The sequence below is a fragment of the Bacillus sp. 165 genome (genome assembly GCF_017742235.1).
In the GTDB taxonomy this organism is placed as follows: domain Bacteria; phylum Bacillota; class Bacilli; order Bacillales; family Bacillaceae_G; genus JAGHKQ01.
Genome location: NZ_JAGHKQ010000005.1, coordinates 231,871 through 247,203, shown reverse-complemented (window position 1 = coordinate 247,203; position 15,333 = coordinate 231,871). Strand labels below are relative to the sequence as shown.

Below are 15,333 nucleotides of genomic sequence, written 5' to 3'. Positions count from 1 at the left end.
TATATGAAGGAAGCGGAAATTAAGAGAGGAAAACCTATTACATTCCGTATCCCGTCTGATACACCGGATCATATCATAAAGCATTTGCAACGATTAAAGGAAACAGAAAAAAGGAACTTTTCAAGTAAAGTGGCTGAATTTGTTGTAAATGGTATTAATAGTGCTGTATCGAAGGAGAAGGAAGCTCTTACAATTCCTCTTCCTAAAGGATTGAGTAAAGAACAGAGAGATTGGCTAAAGCATGAGCATTCAGAAGCCTTGCTTGGTAGCATTGTCTACCAGTTATTGTCAAACCCTGTTCGTACTGCGTCTCTGCTTGCAAGTCTTAACAGTAATGCATTAGATATTGAAGAAGCGTTATACCTGCAAGAAGAGGCTTATGTTGCTGTTAAACCTAGGGGAGAAACCGAGCATGCAGCAACGGTCGCTGCATTGGATGATTTAGATAATTTTGATTGGGAGCAGGTCCAGCAATCTGAAGTATTTAATCAGGTAGAAGAGCAGGAAGAGGAAAAAATGGAGGACCTTCTAGGGGATTTCTTGGCTCAGATGAACAAATGAGTAAAGAAGGAAAAGAGTTAATAGGTTTACAAGGTTGTAGAATTATTGATAATTAAAACAGAAAACCGCAAGGGATCCCTGCGGTTTTCCTCTATGTCTGGTATTGGTAGTTTTACTTCGCACCTACTATATTTTAATTTGCTCCTTTTTCAGTAATAATTTGGTATAAGCCTATTTTAAAATTAGGCAGGATAATATGGAATGATTAAGTTCGCTTGATGTTTAAATATTCAGAAAAAAACATTGACAGTTATATAAAATTCTTTTACAATGACGCTAATTGAATTGCATTCTTATCAAGAAAGGCAGAGGGACTGGCCCAGTGAAGCCTTGGCAACAGCCGATATCGGAATTGTGCTAAATCCAGCAGGTTTACCTGAAAGATAAGAGATTGGCTCCAATATGTCTGAGTATGCAAAGCCGCTTCTTTTATTTTTAGGAAAAGAAGCGGCTTTTTGTTTTGGAAGAAGAAAGGATAGATGCATAACAGAAGTAGGGAATCTAGAACAATGTTGTTATATAGAAATATCATTTGTAAATTGATACAGCCAAAGGATTAGTAGTGTTATTTTATCTAGAATCGAAAAAATATATTTGTACTCGAATTGATAGCATGATTTTTGAGTGAAACGTACGTTAGTTAGAAAATTTACTGGCAAACATTGAACATGTTTTGACTGGAGGAACAACGAATGCCAATCATTATTGATAAAGAATTACCGGCACGGAAGGTGCTGCAAAATGAAAATATTTTTGTTATGACAAAAGAACGTGCGGAAACACAGGATATCCGCGCATTAAAGATTGGGATTTTAAATCTGATGCCGACCAAAATAGAAACGGAAACACAGCTGCTTCGTTTAATTGGAAATACACCGTTACAGGTAGATGTACAGTTACTTCATATGGAATCTTATACTTCAAAAAATGTAACGCAGGAACATTTGACGAGCTTTTACAAAACATTTAATGATATTCATGATCAAAAATTTGATGGATTTATCATTACTGGTGCACCGATAGAAACCTTGCCGTTTGAAGAAGTAGATTATTGGGATGAGCTAAAAGGTATTATGGAGTTTACCAATACTAATGTCACTTCTACTTTACATATTTGCTGGGGTGCACAGGCAGGACTGTACTATCATTATGACATTCCTAAATATACACTTGATCAAAAAATGTTCGGTGTATTTGAGCACGAAGTGAAGCGAATGAATGTACAGCTGCTGCGCGGATTTGATGATATCTTTTTAGCGCCCCATTCTCGTTATACTGAGGTAAGGAGAGAGGATATCGAACGAATTAAAGAGTTAGAGATTTTAGGAGAATCAGAGGAAGCTGGTGTTCATCTAGTTATGGGGCAAGATGGAAAGCACATATTTGTGCTTGGGCATAGTGAGTACGGCAGGGATACGTTAAGAAGTGAATATGAACGCGATGTGAATCGAGGACTAGACATTACTATTCCAAAGGCATATTTTGAAGGGGATAATCCACGAAACAAACCGATTGTAACGTGGAGAGGACATGGAAATCTTCTTTTCTCGAATTGGCTTAATTATTACGTATACCAGGAAACACCCTATCTTTTATAACATGATATTGTTGTGAGCATTGGCGCAGAAAAAATTGAAAAACTGCTTCTCGCAATAACGTGTGAGGCAGTCTGTTGTTAGGTGAAAACCGAATCTGCGTTCATTTAATTCTGAATATTAATAATATATTGTTTTTTAATTTTGGCGCTTATATAATGACATTTAAATACATTTTTAGGGGGATATTCCATGAAGGAGATTCAGGTAGGACTGCTAGGACTTGGCACTGTAGGAAGCGGTGTTGTCAAAATTATTGAGAACCATCAAGACAGGCTTAGACATCAAATTGGGTGTCCTGTTAAAATCTCAAAAGTGTTAGTTCGAGAAATTGATAAGGAAAGAGCAGTTCAATTATCACCCGATCTTCTTACAACCAATGTACATGATATTATCAGCAGTCCAGACATTAATGTAGTAATTGAAGTGATGGGAGGACTGCATGATGCGAGAGAATACATACTAACAGCTCTTCGGAATAACAAACATGTGGTTACAGCAAATAAGGATTTAATGGCTGTATATGGAACAGAGTTGTTATCAGTTGCAAAGGAAAATAGATGTGATTTATTTTATGAAGCGAGCGTAGCTGGAGGGATTCCCATTCTTCGCAGCATTGTAGATGGATTATCGTCTGATCGTATTACAAAAATGATGGGAATTGTAAATGGTACGACAAACTTTATTTTGACAAAGATGAGCAATGAGGGAAGCTCTTATGAAGATGTTTTAAAAGAGGCGCAAGAGCTTGGATATGCAGAGGCTGACCCAACATCTGATGTTGAAGGGCTTGATGCGGCAAGGAAAATGACAATTTTAGCAACGCTTGGATTTTCTGCTAACGTAGAGTTAGAAGATGTGAAGGTAAAGGGAATTACGCGTATTACGGAAGAAGATTTAAATTATAGCAAAAGTCTTGGATATACAATGAAGCTGATTGGTCTTGCCAAACGCGATGGGGAGAAACTTGAAATAAGTGTAGAACCGACTCTGCTTGCAAATAATCATCCTCTTGCTTCTGTTAATAATGAATACAATGCTATTTATGTGTATGGAGAGGCTGTAGGAGAAACAATGTTTTATGGTCCAGGTGCTGGAAGTCTTCCAACTGCAACTGCGGTAGTTTCTGACTTAGTTGCGGTTATGAAAAACATGAGGCTAGGCGTGAATGGAAATAGCGCTGTGTCTCCTCAATATCCGAAAGTATTAAAAGAAGACCATGAAATTTCTGTAAAGCATTTCTTGCGTATTCATGTGAAAGATGAAGTTGGTGTGTTTGCTCAGGTTACATCTCTATTCTCTCAATACGGCGTAAGTTTTGAAAAAATTATTCAAGTTCCTTTACTAGAAACAAATACAGCTGAAGTAGTTATTGTGACGCACCGAGCATCCTTGGCAGACTATAATACCATTTTGCAAAAGCTGCAAGAGCTTGAAAGCATCGAGGGAATTAAAGCGAGTTATAGAATCGAAGGGGATCGAAAATGATGTGGAGAGGACTTCTAGCTCAGTATAAAGAATATTTGCCGATTACGGAAAAAACACCGTCTCTTTCGCTGCAGGAAGGGAACACCCCTCTTATTCTGCTTGAACGTCTATCTCAAGAGCTTGGTGTAGAAGTTTATGTAAAAATAGAAGGAGCTAACCCGACAGGTTCTTTTAAGGATCGTGGAATGGTAATGGCAGTAGCAAAGGCAAAGGAGGAAGGCAGCCGCACGGTCATTTGTGCTTCCACAGGGAATACCTCAGCGTCGGCAGCGGCATATGCAGCTCGCGCAGGCATGAAATGCATCGTAATGATTCCAAATGGAAAAATTGCTTATGGAAAGCTGGCCCAGGCAGTGATGTATGGAGCTGAGATTGTAAGTATTGATGGGAACTTTGACCATGCGCTGCAAATGGTACGTAAATTAAGTGAAACAGCTCCGATTGCACTTGTGAACTCCATCAATCCTTATCGAATTGAAGGGCAAAAAACAGCAGCCTTTGAAATTTGCGATGCCCTAGGCGAAGCCCCTGATATTTTAGCCATTCCTGTAGGAAATGCCGGTAATATTACGGCGTATTGGAAAGGATTTCAGGAATATCACGATAATTGCGGCACACAATTGCCTCAGATGCGCGGATTTGAAGCGGAAGGCTCAGCGGCGATTGTAAGAGGACACAAGATTGAAAACCCGGAAACCATTGCCACGGCTATCCGTATTGGAAACCCAGCAAGCTGGGATAAAGCTGTGGCAGCTGCACGGGAATCCCGTGGAAAAATCGATGAAGTAACAGACGCAGAAATTTTACAGGCATATGAATTACTGGCAAGGACCGAAGGGATTTTTGCTGAGCCTGGATCATGTGCATCGATAGCGGGTGTAATTAAGCAAGTCAAAACTGGAGAAATTTCTAAAGGAAGCCGGATTGTTGCTGTATTAACAGGGAATGGCTTAAAGGACCCTGATATTGCGATTAAAACAAAGAACATCCAACCTATTGTTCTGCCAAACGATGAAAAGATCGTATTGGAGCATATTGAAGGAGTTGTATTGCGATGACAGCTCCTTTATTTACAATAAGAGTGCCTGGAAGTACCTCAAACCTTGGTCCTGGCTTTGATTCTATTGGACTTGCCGTTAATAAGTACTTGATAGTGAAGGTATATTCTCATTATGAATGGACTTGTAAGTCCAAATCAGAGCTATTATCTGGGATGCCCGAAGATGAACAAAATTTTCTTATTCAAATAGCTTGTAAAACAGCACAGCAATATAACGCTATGCTCCCATATTGCCGATTAGAGGTTGAAAGTGAGATTCCTCTTGCACGCGGGTTGGGAAGCAGCGCTTCTGCTATTGTTGCTGGAATTGAAATTGCCAATATACTCTGTGATCTTGGATTGACTAAGCAGGAAAAACTGGAACTGGCCTGTAGTTTCGAAGGGCATATTGATAATGTAGGGGCATCTCTGTACGGAGGAATGACAACAGGTACATATGGGGAAGAATATACAGCTTTAGTTTCCTACCCTATTCTTGAAGTAGAGATAGTGGCAGTCATCCCTTCTTATGAATTGAAAACCAGTGCAGCGAGACAAGTGCTACCTAAGCAGTTGCCCTATAAGCAAGCAGTAAGAAGCAGCGGGATGGCGAATTTACTTGTTGCTGCTATTCTTACGAATAATTGGAAGATTGCAGGAGAAGCGATGCAGCGCGACTTGTTTCATGAATCATATCGTCTGTCTCTTGTTCCAGAGCTTGAACTCCTTCGAGGCTTCTCACAACATGAGCACATATTTGGATGTTCATTAAGTGGTGCTGGGCCAACTGTCATATGCTATGTTGCTAAAGGAGCAGGAAAAGACGTACAGCAGTATTTACAACCATTTTTTCCAAAATGCATAGTTGAAGTGCTAGAGGCAGAAAATAAAGGGATACAGGTCTATTATAATTCAGTAGAACAAGAACACCTTGAAAGCTTATAGCTTTTGAGGTGTTTTTCGTGTAAATAGATACAACTTTGTCAGCATAGGAAATCATGAAGAACATAATTAGAAGTAAAAGTCAGATGAAGGCATGGATTTTTTTGTTTCTCTTTTTTTGTTTGATATAATTATCCAAAAAACATGGAGACGATAACAATGAGGTCAACATTTGTAAAAGTAATGCTATTGTTAACGATTATTTCATTTAGTTTCTTTGCCTATGGTTTTGTAATGGGTGTCAAAGATGTATTGAAGCCAGAGGCTTCTAATTTGCCTCAATTGAATGAGAAAAAAGAAAGAGCAAAAATAGGGAAGGAACAGTTACATATTGTAAGCTTGGGAGACTCTCTTACACGCGGCGTAGGTGACAAGGAGGGAATTGGATATATTGGAAGGGTTAAAGGGAATTTAGAAACACAGTACGGGCAAAAAACTATGCTTGTCAATTTGGCTGTGAGTGGCGCAAAAATGAAGGATTTAGCTGTGCAGCTATCCAGTAAAGGAGCACAATACTCCATTCAACAAGCCGATATTATTATATTGACTATTGGAGGTAACGATTTGTTTCCTGGGTGGGAGACACTTGGAAATGTAGATTTCACTAAATATCGACCAGATGTCACAACGTTTGCAGAGAATGTCAATAACATTTTAACCGAGTTAAGAAAGCTGAATCCTGAAAGTCCTATTTTCTGGGTAGGTTTATATAATCCATTTGAAGATGTCCAGGACCTGAAGGGGTCATCAGAAACAGTTGTGAATTGGAATAGTGTGCTTGAGAAAACAGCGTTAAACTATTCCAAGACGTATATTGTTCCTATGTTTGATTTGTTCCAAAGCAGAGGGAATGAATTACTATATACAGACCACTTTCATCCAAATGATAAGGGATACGAACTTATAGGATCTCGTCTTATGCAAAATATAACGAGTCAATTGAATATACACATGAAAGACGGTGAGGCAGAATGAGTGACGATAAAGAAAAGGTTTTGACAGTAACAGGGCTAACAAAAATAATCGGTAAGAAAGCATTAGTAGAAAATGTTTCATTTGATGTATATAGAGGGGAAGTTTTTGGTTTTTTAGGTCCTAATGGTGCAGGAAAAACAACAACTATTCGTATGCTTGTCGGTCTGATTAAACCGACTAAAGGAAGAATAGCCATCGGCAGCTATGATATCAAATCCCAGTTTTGTCACGCTATGCGCCAGGTTGGCAGCATTGTGGAAAATCCAGAATTGTATACGTATCTCACAGGATGGGAAAATTTAAAACAGTTTGCCCGTATGCTGGGGAATATTACAGATGAACGTATTGCAGAGATTACAAGGATGGTACACTTAGATAAACGTATTCACGACCGTGTAAAAACATATTCTTTAGGAATGAAGCAGCGTCTCGGTATTGCACAGGCTCTTCTTGGAAAACCGAAACTGCTTATTTTGGATGAACCGACAAATGGACTGGACCCTGCTGGTATTCGTGAGCTTAGGGAATTTGTTCATGAGCTTGTGAGAAAAGAAAATATGAGTGTGTTTATTTCTAGTCACTTGCTAAGTGAAGTACAGATGTTGTGTGATCGAGTTGCCATCATCAATCATGGGAAAATGATTACTGTTTCTACAATTGAAGAACTGGTGACAACAGCAACAGACAGAGTAGAATGGAAGGTTTCACCGTTAGAACGTGCAAAAGCTGTTTTAGAAACGTCTGAAGCTATTAAAGAACTGCATGAACAGGATGGAACTCTAGTTTGCCGTATGCCGCTTGAGCAAATTAGCATATATACAAAGGCTCTGATTGAAGAAGGGGTTCAAGTACATGGGGTAAGGGAAGTTGTCGTTACTTTGGAGGATCTGTTTATGGAGCTTACAAGGGGGGAAGAGAGTGCGTGAATTTTTTAATCTTGTTTATAACGAGGCAGAGAAGGTTTATCGAAAAAAACGCATTGCGGTAGTGATTCTTATTTTAACTGTGTTGATTCCTATTTTTGTATATGCTCAATTTAAGCAAATAGAAACGACTATCAAGCGCCTGGGAACAGACGATTGGAGAGTAGCGTTGCAACAGCAAATCGTTGATACGCAAAATAGGTTGAACAGTTCGAGGCTGCCAGAAGAGTGGCGCCAGTGGTTGAAGGTAAAAGTAGAACAGCAGCAGTATTATCTAGAGCATGATATAAATCCTACTGCACCGGGAGCCCCTACTTTTGTAAGAGGATTTATTGAACAAGGCATTACATTATTTATTCCGCTGCTTGTTATGATTATAGCCATTGATATTGTGTCTGGAGAGCGAAGTGATGGGACAATAAAAGTACTGCTTACAAGGCCAATTCGAAGGTGGAAAATTTTATTGAGTAAGTATGTTACGATGCTGCTATTTGTTTCATTAATACTGCTTATTGTAGGAATTTTATGTTATGTCATATCAGGGATTATCTTCGGTTATAAAGGATGGGGTATGCCTATTCTGACCGGATTTATGATCGAGAATGATAATTTAAATACAAGCTTTGTTCATCTTATTCCACAGTGGAAGTATATTACGATGGCTTATGGATTAGCATGGTTTGTGGCGGTCGTTGTTGGAACGATATCTTTTATGATATCGGTATTGATTCGCAATACTCCCGCAGGAATGGGTGTTATGCTGGCAGCGTTGATTGCAGGGGGAATTTTAAGTAATTTTTCTACTGCATGGGAAGGAGCAAAATATATTTTCAGCGTAAATCTTACATTGACAGATTATTTATCTGGTCAGCTTCCTGCACTGAAAGGATTGTCTATGGGTTTTTCGCTCCTAAATTTAACTGTGTGGGCAGTGGCTTCTTTATGTATTGCATTTTTTGTATTTACAAAGCAAGATATGACTAGTTAAAAAGAGTTGTCCGGAATAAACGGACAACTCTTTTACAAAAAAATAACTGTTTTTATGAATTTTAATATTCGATTTTATCTTGCTTTTCTGTCCATAAATGAAAAGGGTTTTGTTCCTTTTCAAGGAAAAAAGGGAGCCTATTTGTAGGGATGATTCGTTCTTCAATAGGCTGAGAAACCTCATTGTAAATTAAGGCATCATCGAATCCTATGTGAGCTGCTTCTTCACGGGTGAAGCAATAATAGATTTCTTTCGGTCGTGCCCAGTAAATAGCACCGAGGCACATAGGGCATGGCTCACAGCTTGTATATAAAATACAGTCCTTTAATTGAAAATCGCCAAGTACTTGACATGCTTTTCGAATGGCTTGCACTTCTGCATGCGCAGTCGGATCGGTAGAGGATGTTACTTCATTTGTTCCTACAGCAATCACCTTTTCATCTTTTACAATAACAGCCCCAAATGGCCCTCCTTTTCCCTGCTTTACATTTTCAAATGCTGCATCAATAGCGAGTTTCATAAATTGTGGATGCCCCATTCTTACGCCTCCTCTTCCTTTTCCTCATCGAAAAAAATGTGTAGTATTAAGTGTATGAGCAAAACATAAAAGAAAGACTGAGAGATGAGGTGTGAAGCAATTGGTACAGCAGGTTTTGAAGAATGATTGGTGGCCGTTGTTACAAGAGGAATTTGAAAAACCATATTATAAAGAGCTTCAAGAATTTTTGAAGCATGAATATGCTACACAAATAGTCTATCCGGATATGAATGATATTTTTAATGCATTGAATTATACAAGCTACACTGATACAAAGGTAGTTATTTTAGGCCAAGATCCATATCATGGGCCGAATCAAGCACATGGCCTTAGCTTTTCAGTAAATCCGGGTGTACGTATTCCCCCATCATTACAAAATATCTTTAAAGAACTGCATAATGATATTGGCTGTCATATTCCAAATCATGGATCATTAGTGAAATGGGCACAGCAAGGTGTATTGTTGTTAAATACGGTTTTAACAGTTCGCAAAGGAGAAGCTAATTCTCATAAAGGAAAAGGGTGGGAGCTTTTTACAGACCGTGTAATTGAGCTGTTAAATGAACGTGAAAAGCCAGTTGTTTTTGTTTTATGGGGGAATCCTGCACAGAAAAAAATGCGCCTAATCACAAATAAACAGCATTATTTTATTAAATCAGTTCATCCAAGTCCGCTCTCAGCACATCGCGGGTTTTTTGGAAGTAAGCCGTTCTCTCATATTAACACTTACTTACAAAGCATTGGCGAAGAACCGATTGATTGGGAGGTCCCTGATATACAGAATACATAATGTGAGATGTAAGTTGGATAATTACATTGTTACTTATATAAAAAAACCTCCTGGGAGGTTTTTTATATAAGTACAACTTGTTTAAGTACAAATTCTTCGATAACTTTAGCTACTCCATCATTCATGTTTGTGTCAGTAACATAGTTCGCTTTTTGTTTAATACTGTCGGGAGCATTACCCATGGCTACTCCTAAGCCTGCAAATTCAATCATTGCTAAATCGTTGTAGCTGTCCCCGACTGCAATCACTTCTTCACGTGTGATGCCAAGTGTTTGAATCAAAAGGTTTAGACTTGTTCCTTTTGTTACACCAGCCTCGGTAAACTCCAGGAAAAATGGTTTGGAACGTATAACATTCATCTCATCTGCAAGCTCTTGCTGCAGCTTCTCTTCTACCTGAGCGAGACGCTCGGGTTCTTCTACCATCAATACTTTTACTACAGATTCAGTCACTGCTTGTACAAAACTATTAACTTCAGCAATAGGCAGTCCTGTAATCTCACTTTCAATCTTTGTAAACGCGTTATCTGTTTCTGTGACAATTACATCATCCATATATGTATGAATCCATACACCTTCTTGGCGGCTGATGTCATATAGACGATGAACTGTTTCTGGCGGTAAGGTACTGCTGAATAATTCTTCCTTTGTTTTGCAATTAATGATTTTCGCACCGTTAAAGGATAAAATAAAGCTCCCGTATTCGGCTAGATAAAGCTCTTCAGCAAGGGCATGCATTGCAAATGTCGGACGTCCTGATGCCAATACCACCTTTACTCCTAATCTTTGTGCATCCATTAATGCTTGTTTTGTACGAGGAGAAATAGTATGGTCGTCACGCAGCAATGTATCATCTAAATCTAGTACAATCATTTTGTAAGTCATTGTTGTTAGTCCTTTCCTTATATAAATACACTCTTATCCTAGCAACAATGCTTTCTAGAGGCAATGAACAGTTTGTTTCCAAATTATGAATTTTGTTGTGGAATCCTTTGCTATCTAATTGCAAAGAATACTTCTATCACAATACACATAACAGATCCGAGCAAGCTGAGCAATATTGCAATCACTCCGCTAGCCATCAATGAAAATTGCAGTACAAGTAATGTTTCGGATGGAGATCCAAATAAAACGGTCCCTAAGCTGGCATAAAGAGAAAATACGCCCCACCAAAGTCCAGCAGGTCCTTCATTAATAGGGAGACAGTGTCCAAGCCATGCTTGAAGAATTCCTGCGATACCAAGGACAAACAGTGTTCTTTGGATAAATGATATGGTTTCCATGTCGTTGAGTCCATAGTTTGCAGCAATTGTAATAGGTACAATGATGCAGTTAGCTAAAATAAACATCCATTGTAAGGATGAAAGAGCCATTTTTATGATATAGAACCTCTTTTCTAGCAAAGTACAGTATTGTAATATAACATTTTAAACTTCATATTCAAAAAAGGGAATTCAGGAGATATTAAAGAAAAATAATATTATAATAGTATTGAAACGCATAATCGAGAGGTGAAAAATATGCAAATTTCTATTGATAAAGTGTTAAATAAAATGTCTCATGAGATAAAAGCTGCTGCTGTGCAGAAACATAATGAGCAAAAAATGAGAGAGCATCTCACTGCTATTCGAGCATTATGTGAGCTTTTGCTAGAAGAATCGCCAGCAGCAAGTACAGCTATTTCTGAACGCGAAATGGCTATGATGACAGGAGAATGGAAGAATCCAAAAGCAGGGAACGTATCAGGGACCGCCTCTGTACGTTATCAAGAAGAGGAGGATGCTAACGGTTCATCTTTGTTTGACTTTTAGGAGAAAAACAGTTGGCATATCTATTCAATTTTCTTTATCATAAAAATAAAAAGAAAATAGGTGGCATTTATGAAAATATTTTTCTTACTAGGTTGTATTAGCGCCTTTTTAACCGTTGCTTTAGGAGCATTTGGGGCACATGGTTTAGAAGGGAAAATTTCTGCAAAGGCTTTAGAAGTATGGAAGACGGGCGTTACATACCAAATGTTTCAAACAGGCGGGTTGTTTGTAGTGGCTTTCTTAGGATACAAGCTTTCTGGATCAGCGCTTGTGTCTTGGTCTGGCTGGCTCATGGTAACAGGTATTTTATTGTTCTCTGGCAGCTTATATATTCTTAGTGTGTCTGGTATTAAAATATTAGGTGCGATTACTCCGCTTGGAGGTGTCACCTTTTTAACGGCATGGGTTTTACTTGGAATTGCTGTCGTAAAAGGATTATAAAAAAAGCTGACAGTCCACAGGGACTGTCAGCTTTTTTTAATATGGGCGAGAGGAATATGCGCCTAACTGCCCCGGCAAGTAGGTAATCGCCTCATCAAACTCTACATAATCTAAGTAGACCATCAGCAATAAGTAGCGTTTTCCTGTAGTAGCATCACTAATGATAATATGATCTCTGCCCGCGGCTTCAATGGTCCCTGTGAAAGTTTTTGTGCCAAGTGAACTGCCGCGCTCGAATGTCATATATACGGTTGCTTTTTTTCCTTTATTCAATCGCAGAATGTTTTCAATGTAGGATTGCTCAATTGGCAGCTGGCCTGTAGCGACGGCAAACTGAGCCTGTACTTGCTGTTGCGGCGGTATTGAATAACCTTGCGGCATAGCAGCTTGTTGAGGAACTTGTTGTCCTGGAGGTAAGTAGCCTCCTGAGGGCTGATAAAAGCTTCCTGCACCGTATGGATTTTTTGGCTGTTGATTTTGACTCACAGTGAAACCCTCCTTTTAAAGATGTAATATAGATATGTTGTGATTAAAACGTGTTGTACACATTTGGACAATCACTTCCGGTAGGCTGGAAGAAGCAATGATTTTTATGCCTTCCTGAGTTTTTCTGATCATACCAAGTCGGTGGACAAGGACCGGCAGGGCGGAAAAACCAAAGAGCATACGTACCCGGCCAAAAACGCTCTCCATTAATCGTTCTTCGTGCCAATGCTATTTCACTTTCTCGTGCACGTTGATAAAAGTATCCTTTTTGTGTTGCTTCAAATCCCCCTGGATCTTGGAATACCATTTGCCTCAGGTTTGTAATATTTTTGAAATCCAGACAGTTGCCTCGAACACGGTTGACGCCTACATTTCCTACCAGCAGCATTCCTTGCTGACCTTCACCTTCAGCTTCTGCTCTCATCAATCTAGCGAGAAGCTTTACATCTTCTTCAGTTGCTTTAATAACACCCATCTGCTCACCTCATTCTTGTTGCTTCTAGCTGTGGATGGAGAAGGACTTTAATGTATCCATGTAAAGATGCTAAAAGAGGTTCAGATTATTAGGATTTATGAAAGGAAGGGTGAATTTATTGAATTATGAACCACTAATTCATACGTATGAAGGGCAACAGAGAGATATGACAAACAACTAAGACAAATTGCCTAGGACCAAGAGAAAATGAAACTAGCCCGAATCCGCATTTGCCATAGCATATTTTTTAAGTGTATGAGGGAAGAAAAGCTTTTTTATACTTAAAAAAGCTTCGTGCTAATGCACGAAGCTCTTAATTATACGTATAAGAATTTTGCAACTCGATCTTCTGTGAGGATATTTCCGACGAAGAATGTACCGAATTCACCGTAACGAGCGCTCACTTCATCAAAGCGCATTTCGTATACAAGCTTTTTAAATTGCAGAACATCATCAGAAAATAAGGTTACACCCCATTCATAATCGTCAAACCCTACTGAACCTGTAATGATTTGCTTTACCTTTCCAGCATATTGACGCCCAATTTTACCGTGGCTGTACATCATTTTTTTACGTTCTTCCATAGGAAGCATGTACCAATTGTCATCACCTTGTCTGCGCTTATCCATCGGATAGAAGCAAACATGATTTACTCTTGGTAACATTGGATACAAACGAGCTAATACTTGCGGGTTCTGATATGGGTCTTCGTCAGCTGGCAAGTAGTTGCTTAATTCTACTACAGATACGTAAGAATAAGATGGGATTGTATATTGTGCCAATTTAGACTTATTGAATTCATTTTCAATTTCATTAAGCTCTTCCATTGTCGGGCGCAAAATCATCATCATAAAATCTGCTTTTTGACCAACAATAGTATAGAGTGCATGACTGCCTTGGTTTTCAGTTTCTGTTTTATTCCATTTTTCAATCATGTTTAAGAACTCAAAAATGGCACTTTGACGTTCGTCACTTGTAAGCTCTTTCCAAGCCGCCCAGTCCATGGTGCGGAAGTCATGTAAACAATACCAGCCTTCTAATGTTTTTGCAGCTTCATTCATTTTAATCCAACTCCTGCTACTGAATTTAATCTCATTTCTTACTATAACATAAATGAGTAAAAACATACGAATTCTATGCAAGCCTTTACATATCATGTAAAAATCTTATGAATATTATTAATAAATGATTATTTTGCGTTTTGCTGTTTTTTAAATCTTAAAAGTTTTATTCTAGAAAAGGAATCCATTTCAGATATAGGAGGATGTATCGTGAGCGATTTATTTGTAACGTTAAAAGAAAAATTAAAAGGAAAAGGTGTTACGATTGTTTTTCCAGAAGGTACAGATGAAAGAATTTTAGGCGCGGTGGACCGTTTAGCGCAAGAAGAGTTGGTAAAACCGATTTTAGTGGGAAATAAAGATGAAATCATTGCAAAAGCGGCGAATCTTAAGCTGTCCTTATCTGGAATCGATATCTATGATCCAAAAACATATGAAGCAATAGATGAGCTTGTAGCTTCTTTTGTAGAACGTCGTAAAGGAAAAGCTACAGAAGAAAGTGCTCGTGAAATTTTGCAAGATGAAAATTACTTCGGAACAATGCTTGTACATACTGAGAAAGCACAAGGTCTTGTAAGCGGAGCAGCTCATTCTACAGCAGATACAGTACGCCCGGCATTGCAAATTATTAAGACAAAGCCAGGCGTTTCCAAAACATCCGGCGTGTTCATTATGGTACGTGAAGAAGAGAAGTATGTATTTGCAGACTGTGCAATCAATATCTCTCCATCCAGTCAGGATTTAGCTGAAATTGCAATTGAAAGTGCAAAAACGGGGGAATTATTTGGAATCGAGCCGCGTGTAGCGATGCTAAGCTTCTCTACAAAAGGGTCTGCAAAATCTCCAGAAACAGAAAAAGTAGTAGAAGCAGTACAGGTTGCAAAAGAAATAGCACCAGATTTGACACTAGATGGAGAATTTCAATTCGATGCAGCATTTGTCCCATCAGTGGCAGAAAAGAAAGCTCCAGGATCTGTTATTAAGGGGGATGCAAATGTATTTGTATTTCCAAGCTTGGAAGCAGGAAACATCGGTTACAAAATTGCACAGCGTTTAGGGAATTTTGAAGCAATTGGTCCAATCCTGCAAGGATTAAACAAACCGGTGAATGATTTATCTCGTGGGTGTAACGAAGAAGATGTATACAAGCTTGCATTAATTACTGCAGCGCAAACATTATAAAAAGCATATGCGCCGATTCGTTAAAAAGCGAATCGGCTT

17 protein-coding genes, 1 pseudogene and 1 riboswitch are annotated in these 15,333 nt (G+C 38.8%); of the genes and pseudogenes, 12 read left to right on the top strand and 6 right to left on the bottom strand.

The window, feature by feature from the left end; translation table 11 throughout:
* The first annotated feature begins 3 nt into the window (after positions 1-3).
* From J7Q84_RS10605 to J7Q84_RS10570, 8 genes are all read left to right on the top strand, one after another.
* The gene (locus J7Q84_RS10605) at positions 4-561 is read left to right on the top strand and encodes a hypothetical protein (protein WP_209094512.1); all 558 of its coding nucleotides are present in this window, start codon (positions 4-6) and stop codon (positions 559-561) included.
* A gap of 290 nt (positions 562-851) precedes the next feature.
* Positions 852-951: riboswitch (SAM riboswitch) on the top strand.
* A gap of 302 nt (positions 952-1,253) precedes the next feature.
* Entirely contained in the window at positions 1,254-2,159 is a 906-nt protein-coding gene (metA, locus tag J7Q84_RS10600) for a homoserine O-acetyltransferase MetA (RefSeq protein WP_209094511.1), read from the top strand.
* A gap of 189 nt (positions 2,160-2,348) precedes the next feature.
* Positions 2,349-3,644, top strand: coding sequence for a homoserine dehydrogenase (locus J7Q84_RS10595; RefSeq protein WP_209094510.1), 1,296 nt, complete (start codon positions 2,349-2,351; stop codon positions 3,642-3,644).
* Positions 3,644-4,702, top strand: coding sequence for a threonine synthase (thrC, locus tag J7Q84_RS10590; protein WP_209094545.1), 1,059 nt, complete (start codon positions 3,644-3,646; stop codon positions 4,700-4,702). Before J7Q84_RS10595 ends, thrC begins: the two co-directional genes overlap by 1 nt.
* On the top strand, positions 4,699-5,628 hold the full coding sequence (gene thrB, locus J7Q84_RS10585) for a homoserine kinase (protein WP_209094509.1): 930 nt from the start codon (positions 4,699-4,701) through the stop codon (positions 5,626-5,628). The genes thrC and thrB overlap by 4 nt, the downstream gene beginning before the upstream one ends.
* Before the next feature lie 156 nt (positions 5,629-5,784).
* Entirely contained in the window at positions 5,785-6,600 is an 816-nt protein-coding gene (locus J7Q84_RS10580; protein WP_209094508.1) for an SGNH/GDSL hydrolase family protein, read from the top strand.
* Positions 6,597-7,526 carry an ABC transporter ATP-binding protein gene (locus J7Q84_RS10575; protein ID WP_209094507.1) on the top strand — a complete coding sequence of 310 codons (930 nt, stop codon included), beginning with the start codon at positions 6,597-6,599 and terminating at the stop codon, positions 7,524-7,526. Before J7Q84_RS10580 ends, J7Q84_RS10575 begins: the two co-directional genes overlap by 4 nt.
* Positions 7,519-8,511 carry an ABC transporter permease gene (locus J7Q84_RS10570; RefSeq protein WP_209094506.1) on the top strand — a complete coding sequence of 331 codons (993 nt, stop codon included), beginning with the start codon at positions 7,519-7,521 and terminating at the stop codon, positions 8,509-8,511. Before J7Q84_RS10575 ends, J7Q84_RS10570 begins: the two co-directional genes overlap by 8 nt.
* A gap of 61 nt (positions 8,512-8,572) precedes the next feature.
* Here the strand turns inward: J7Q84_RS10570 and J7Q84_RS10565 are convergent, their stop codons facing one another.
* Positions 8,573-9,049 (bottom strand): nucleoside deaminase, encoded by a 477-nt coding sequence (locus tag J7Q84_RS10565; RefSeq protein ID WP_209094505.1) that lies wholly within the window; start codon positions 9,047-9,049, stop codon positions 8,573-8,575.
* Positions 9,050-9,149: 100 nt separating this feature from the next.
* Between J7Q84_RS10565 and J7Q84_RS10560 the strand changes: the two genes are divergently transcribed.
* A complete protein-coding gene (locus J7Q84_RS10560; protein WP_209094544.1) occupies positions 9,150-9,839 on the top strand; it encodes a uracil-DNA glycosylase in 690 nt (229 codons plus the stop codon).
* Positions 9,840-9,901: 62 nt separating this feature from the next.
* Here J7Q84_RS10560 and J7Q84_RS10555 read toward each other — a convergent pair whose 3' ends face one another.
* Together J7Q84_RS10555 and J7Q84_RS10550 are read right to left on the bottom strand one after the other, a co-directional pair.
* Positions 9,902-10,723 (bottom strand): Cof-type HAD-IIB family hydrolase, encoded by an 822-nt coding sequence (locus J7Q84_RS10555; RefSeq protein ID WP_209094504.1) that lies wholly within the window; start codon positions 10,721-10,723, stop codon positions 9,902-9,904.
* A 149-nt stretch (positions 10,724-10,872) separates the two neighbouring features.
* Positions 10,873-11,217: pseudogene (locus J7Q84_RS10550) on the bottom strand (purine/pyrimidine permease); the annotation flags it as partial.
* A 141-nt stretch (positions 11,218-11,358) separates the two neighbouring features.
* Between J7Q84_RS10550 and J7Q84_RS10545 the strand changes: the two are divergent.
* Positions 11,359-11,649 (top strand): YwdI family protein, encoded by a 291-nt coding sequence (locus tag J7Q84_RS10545; RefSeq protein ID WP_209094503.1) that lies wholly within the window; start codon positions 11,359-11,361, stop codon positions 11,647-11,649.
* 69 nt (positions 11,650-11,718) lie between these two features.
* On the top strand, positions 11,719-12,090 hold the full coding sequence (locus J7Q84_RS10540; RefSeq protein WP_209094502.1) for a DUF423 domain-containing protein: 372 nt from the start codon (positions 11,719-11,721) through the stop codon (positions 12,088-12,090).
* A 36-nt stretch (positions 12,091-12,126) separates the two neighbouring features.
* Here the strand turns inward: J7Q84_RS10540 and gerQ are convergent, their stop codons facing one another.
* From gerQ to hemQ, 3 genes are all read right to left on the bottom strand, one after another.
* Complete coding sequence (gerQ, locus tag J7Q84_RS10535; RefSeq protein WP_348519845.1) at positions 12,127-12,576, bottom strand: spore coat protein GerQ; 450 nt, start codon at positions 12,574-12,576, stop codon at positions 12,127-12,129.
* A 43-nt stretch (positions 12,577-12,619) separates the two neighbouring features.
* On the bottom strand, positions 12,620-13,051 hold the full coding sequence (locus J7Q84_RS10530; protein ID WP_209094501.1) for a cell wall hydrolase: 432 nt from the start codon (positions 13,049-13,051) through the stop codon (positions 12,620-12,622).
* A 317-nt stretch (positions 13,052-13,368) separates the two neighbouring features.
* Positions 13,369-14,112 (bottom strand): hydrogen peroxide-dependent heme synthase, encoded by a 744-nt coding sequence (gene hemQ / locus J7Q84_RS10525; protein WP_209094500.1) that lies wholly within the window; start codon positions 14,110-14,112, stop codon positions 13,369-13,371.
* A 210-nt stretch (positions 14,113-14,322) separates the two neighbouring features.
* Here hemQ and pta point away from each other — a divergent pair, with 210 nt between their 5' ends.
* Positions 14,323-15,294: a phosphate acetyltransferase gene (gene pta, locus J7Q84_RS10520; protein WP_209094499.1), complete on the top strand. Its 972-nt coding sequence runs from the start codon at positions 14,323-14,325 to the stop codon at positions 15,292-15,294.
* Positions 15,295-15,333: the final 39 nt, after the last annotated feature.

What these genes read in the sequence shown, in the direction of transcription:
- metA (WP_209094511.1), top strand. Translation starts at nt 1,254, where the DNA reads ATGCCAATCATTATTGATAAAGAATTACCGGCACGGAAGGTGCTGCAA.
- J7Q84_RS10595 (WP_209094510.1), top strand. Translation starts at nt 2,349, where the DNA reads ATGAAGGAGATTCAGGTAGGACTGCTAGGACTTGGCACTGTAGGAAGC.
- J7Q84_RS10580 (WP_209094508.1), top strand. Translation starts at nt 5,785, where the DNA reads ATGAGGTCAACATTTGTAAAAGTAATGCTATTGTTAACGATTATTTCA.
- J7Q84_RS10565 (WP_209094505.1), bottom strand. Translation starts at nt 9,049, where the DNA reads ATGGGGCATCCACAATTTATGAAACTCGCTATTGATGCAGCATTTGAA.
- hemQ (WP_209094500.1), bottom strand. Translation starts at nt 14,112, where the DNA reads ATGAATGAAGCTGCAAAAACATTAGAAGGCTGGTATTGTTTACATGAC.
- J7Q84_RS10545 (WP_209094503.1), top strand. Translation starts at nt 11,359, where the DNA reads ATGCAAATTTCTATTGATAAAGTGTTAAATAAAATGTCTCATGAGATA.
- J7Q84_RS10530 (WP_209094501.1), bottom strand. Translation starts at nt 13,051, where the DNA reads ATGGGTGTTATTAAAGCAACTGAAGAAGATGTAAAGCTTCTCGCTAGA.
- thrB (WP_209094509.1), top strand. Translation starts at nt 4,699, where the DNA reads ATGACAGCTCCTTTATTTACAATAAGAGTGCCTGGAAGTACCTCAAAC.
- J7Q84_RS10540 (WP_209094502.1), top strand. Translation starts at nt 11,719, where the DNA reads ATGAAAATATTTTTCTTACTAGGTTGTATTAGCGCCTTTTTAACCGTT.
- thrC (WP_209094545.1), top strand. Translation starts at nt 3,644, where the DNA reads ATGTGGAGAGGACTTCTAGCTCAGTATAAAGAATATTTGCCGATTACG.
- J7Q84_RS10555 (WP_209094504.1), bottom strand. Translation starts at nt 10,723, where the DNA reads ATGACTTACAAAATGATTGTACTAGATTTAGATGATACATTGCTGCGT.
- J7Q84_RS10575 (WP_209094507.1), top strand. Translation starts at nt 6,597, where the DNA reads ATGAGTGACGATAAAGAAAAGGTTTTGACAGTAACAGGGCTAACAAAA.
- J7Q84_RS10605 (WP_209094512.1), top strand. Translation starts at nt 4, where the DNA reads ATGAAGGAAGCGGAAATTAAGAGAGGAAAACCTATTACATTCCGTATC.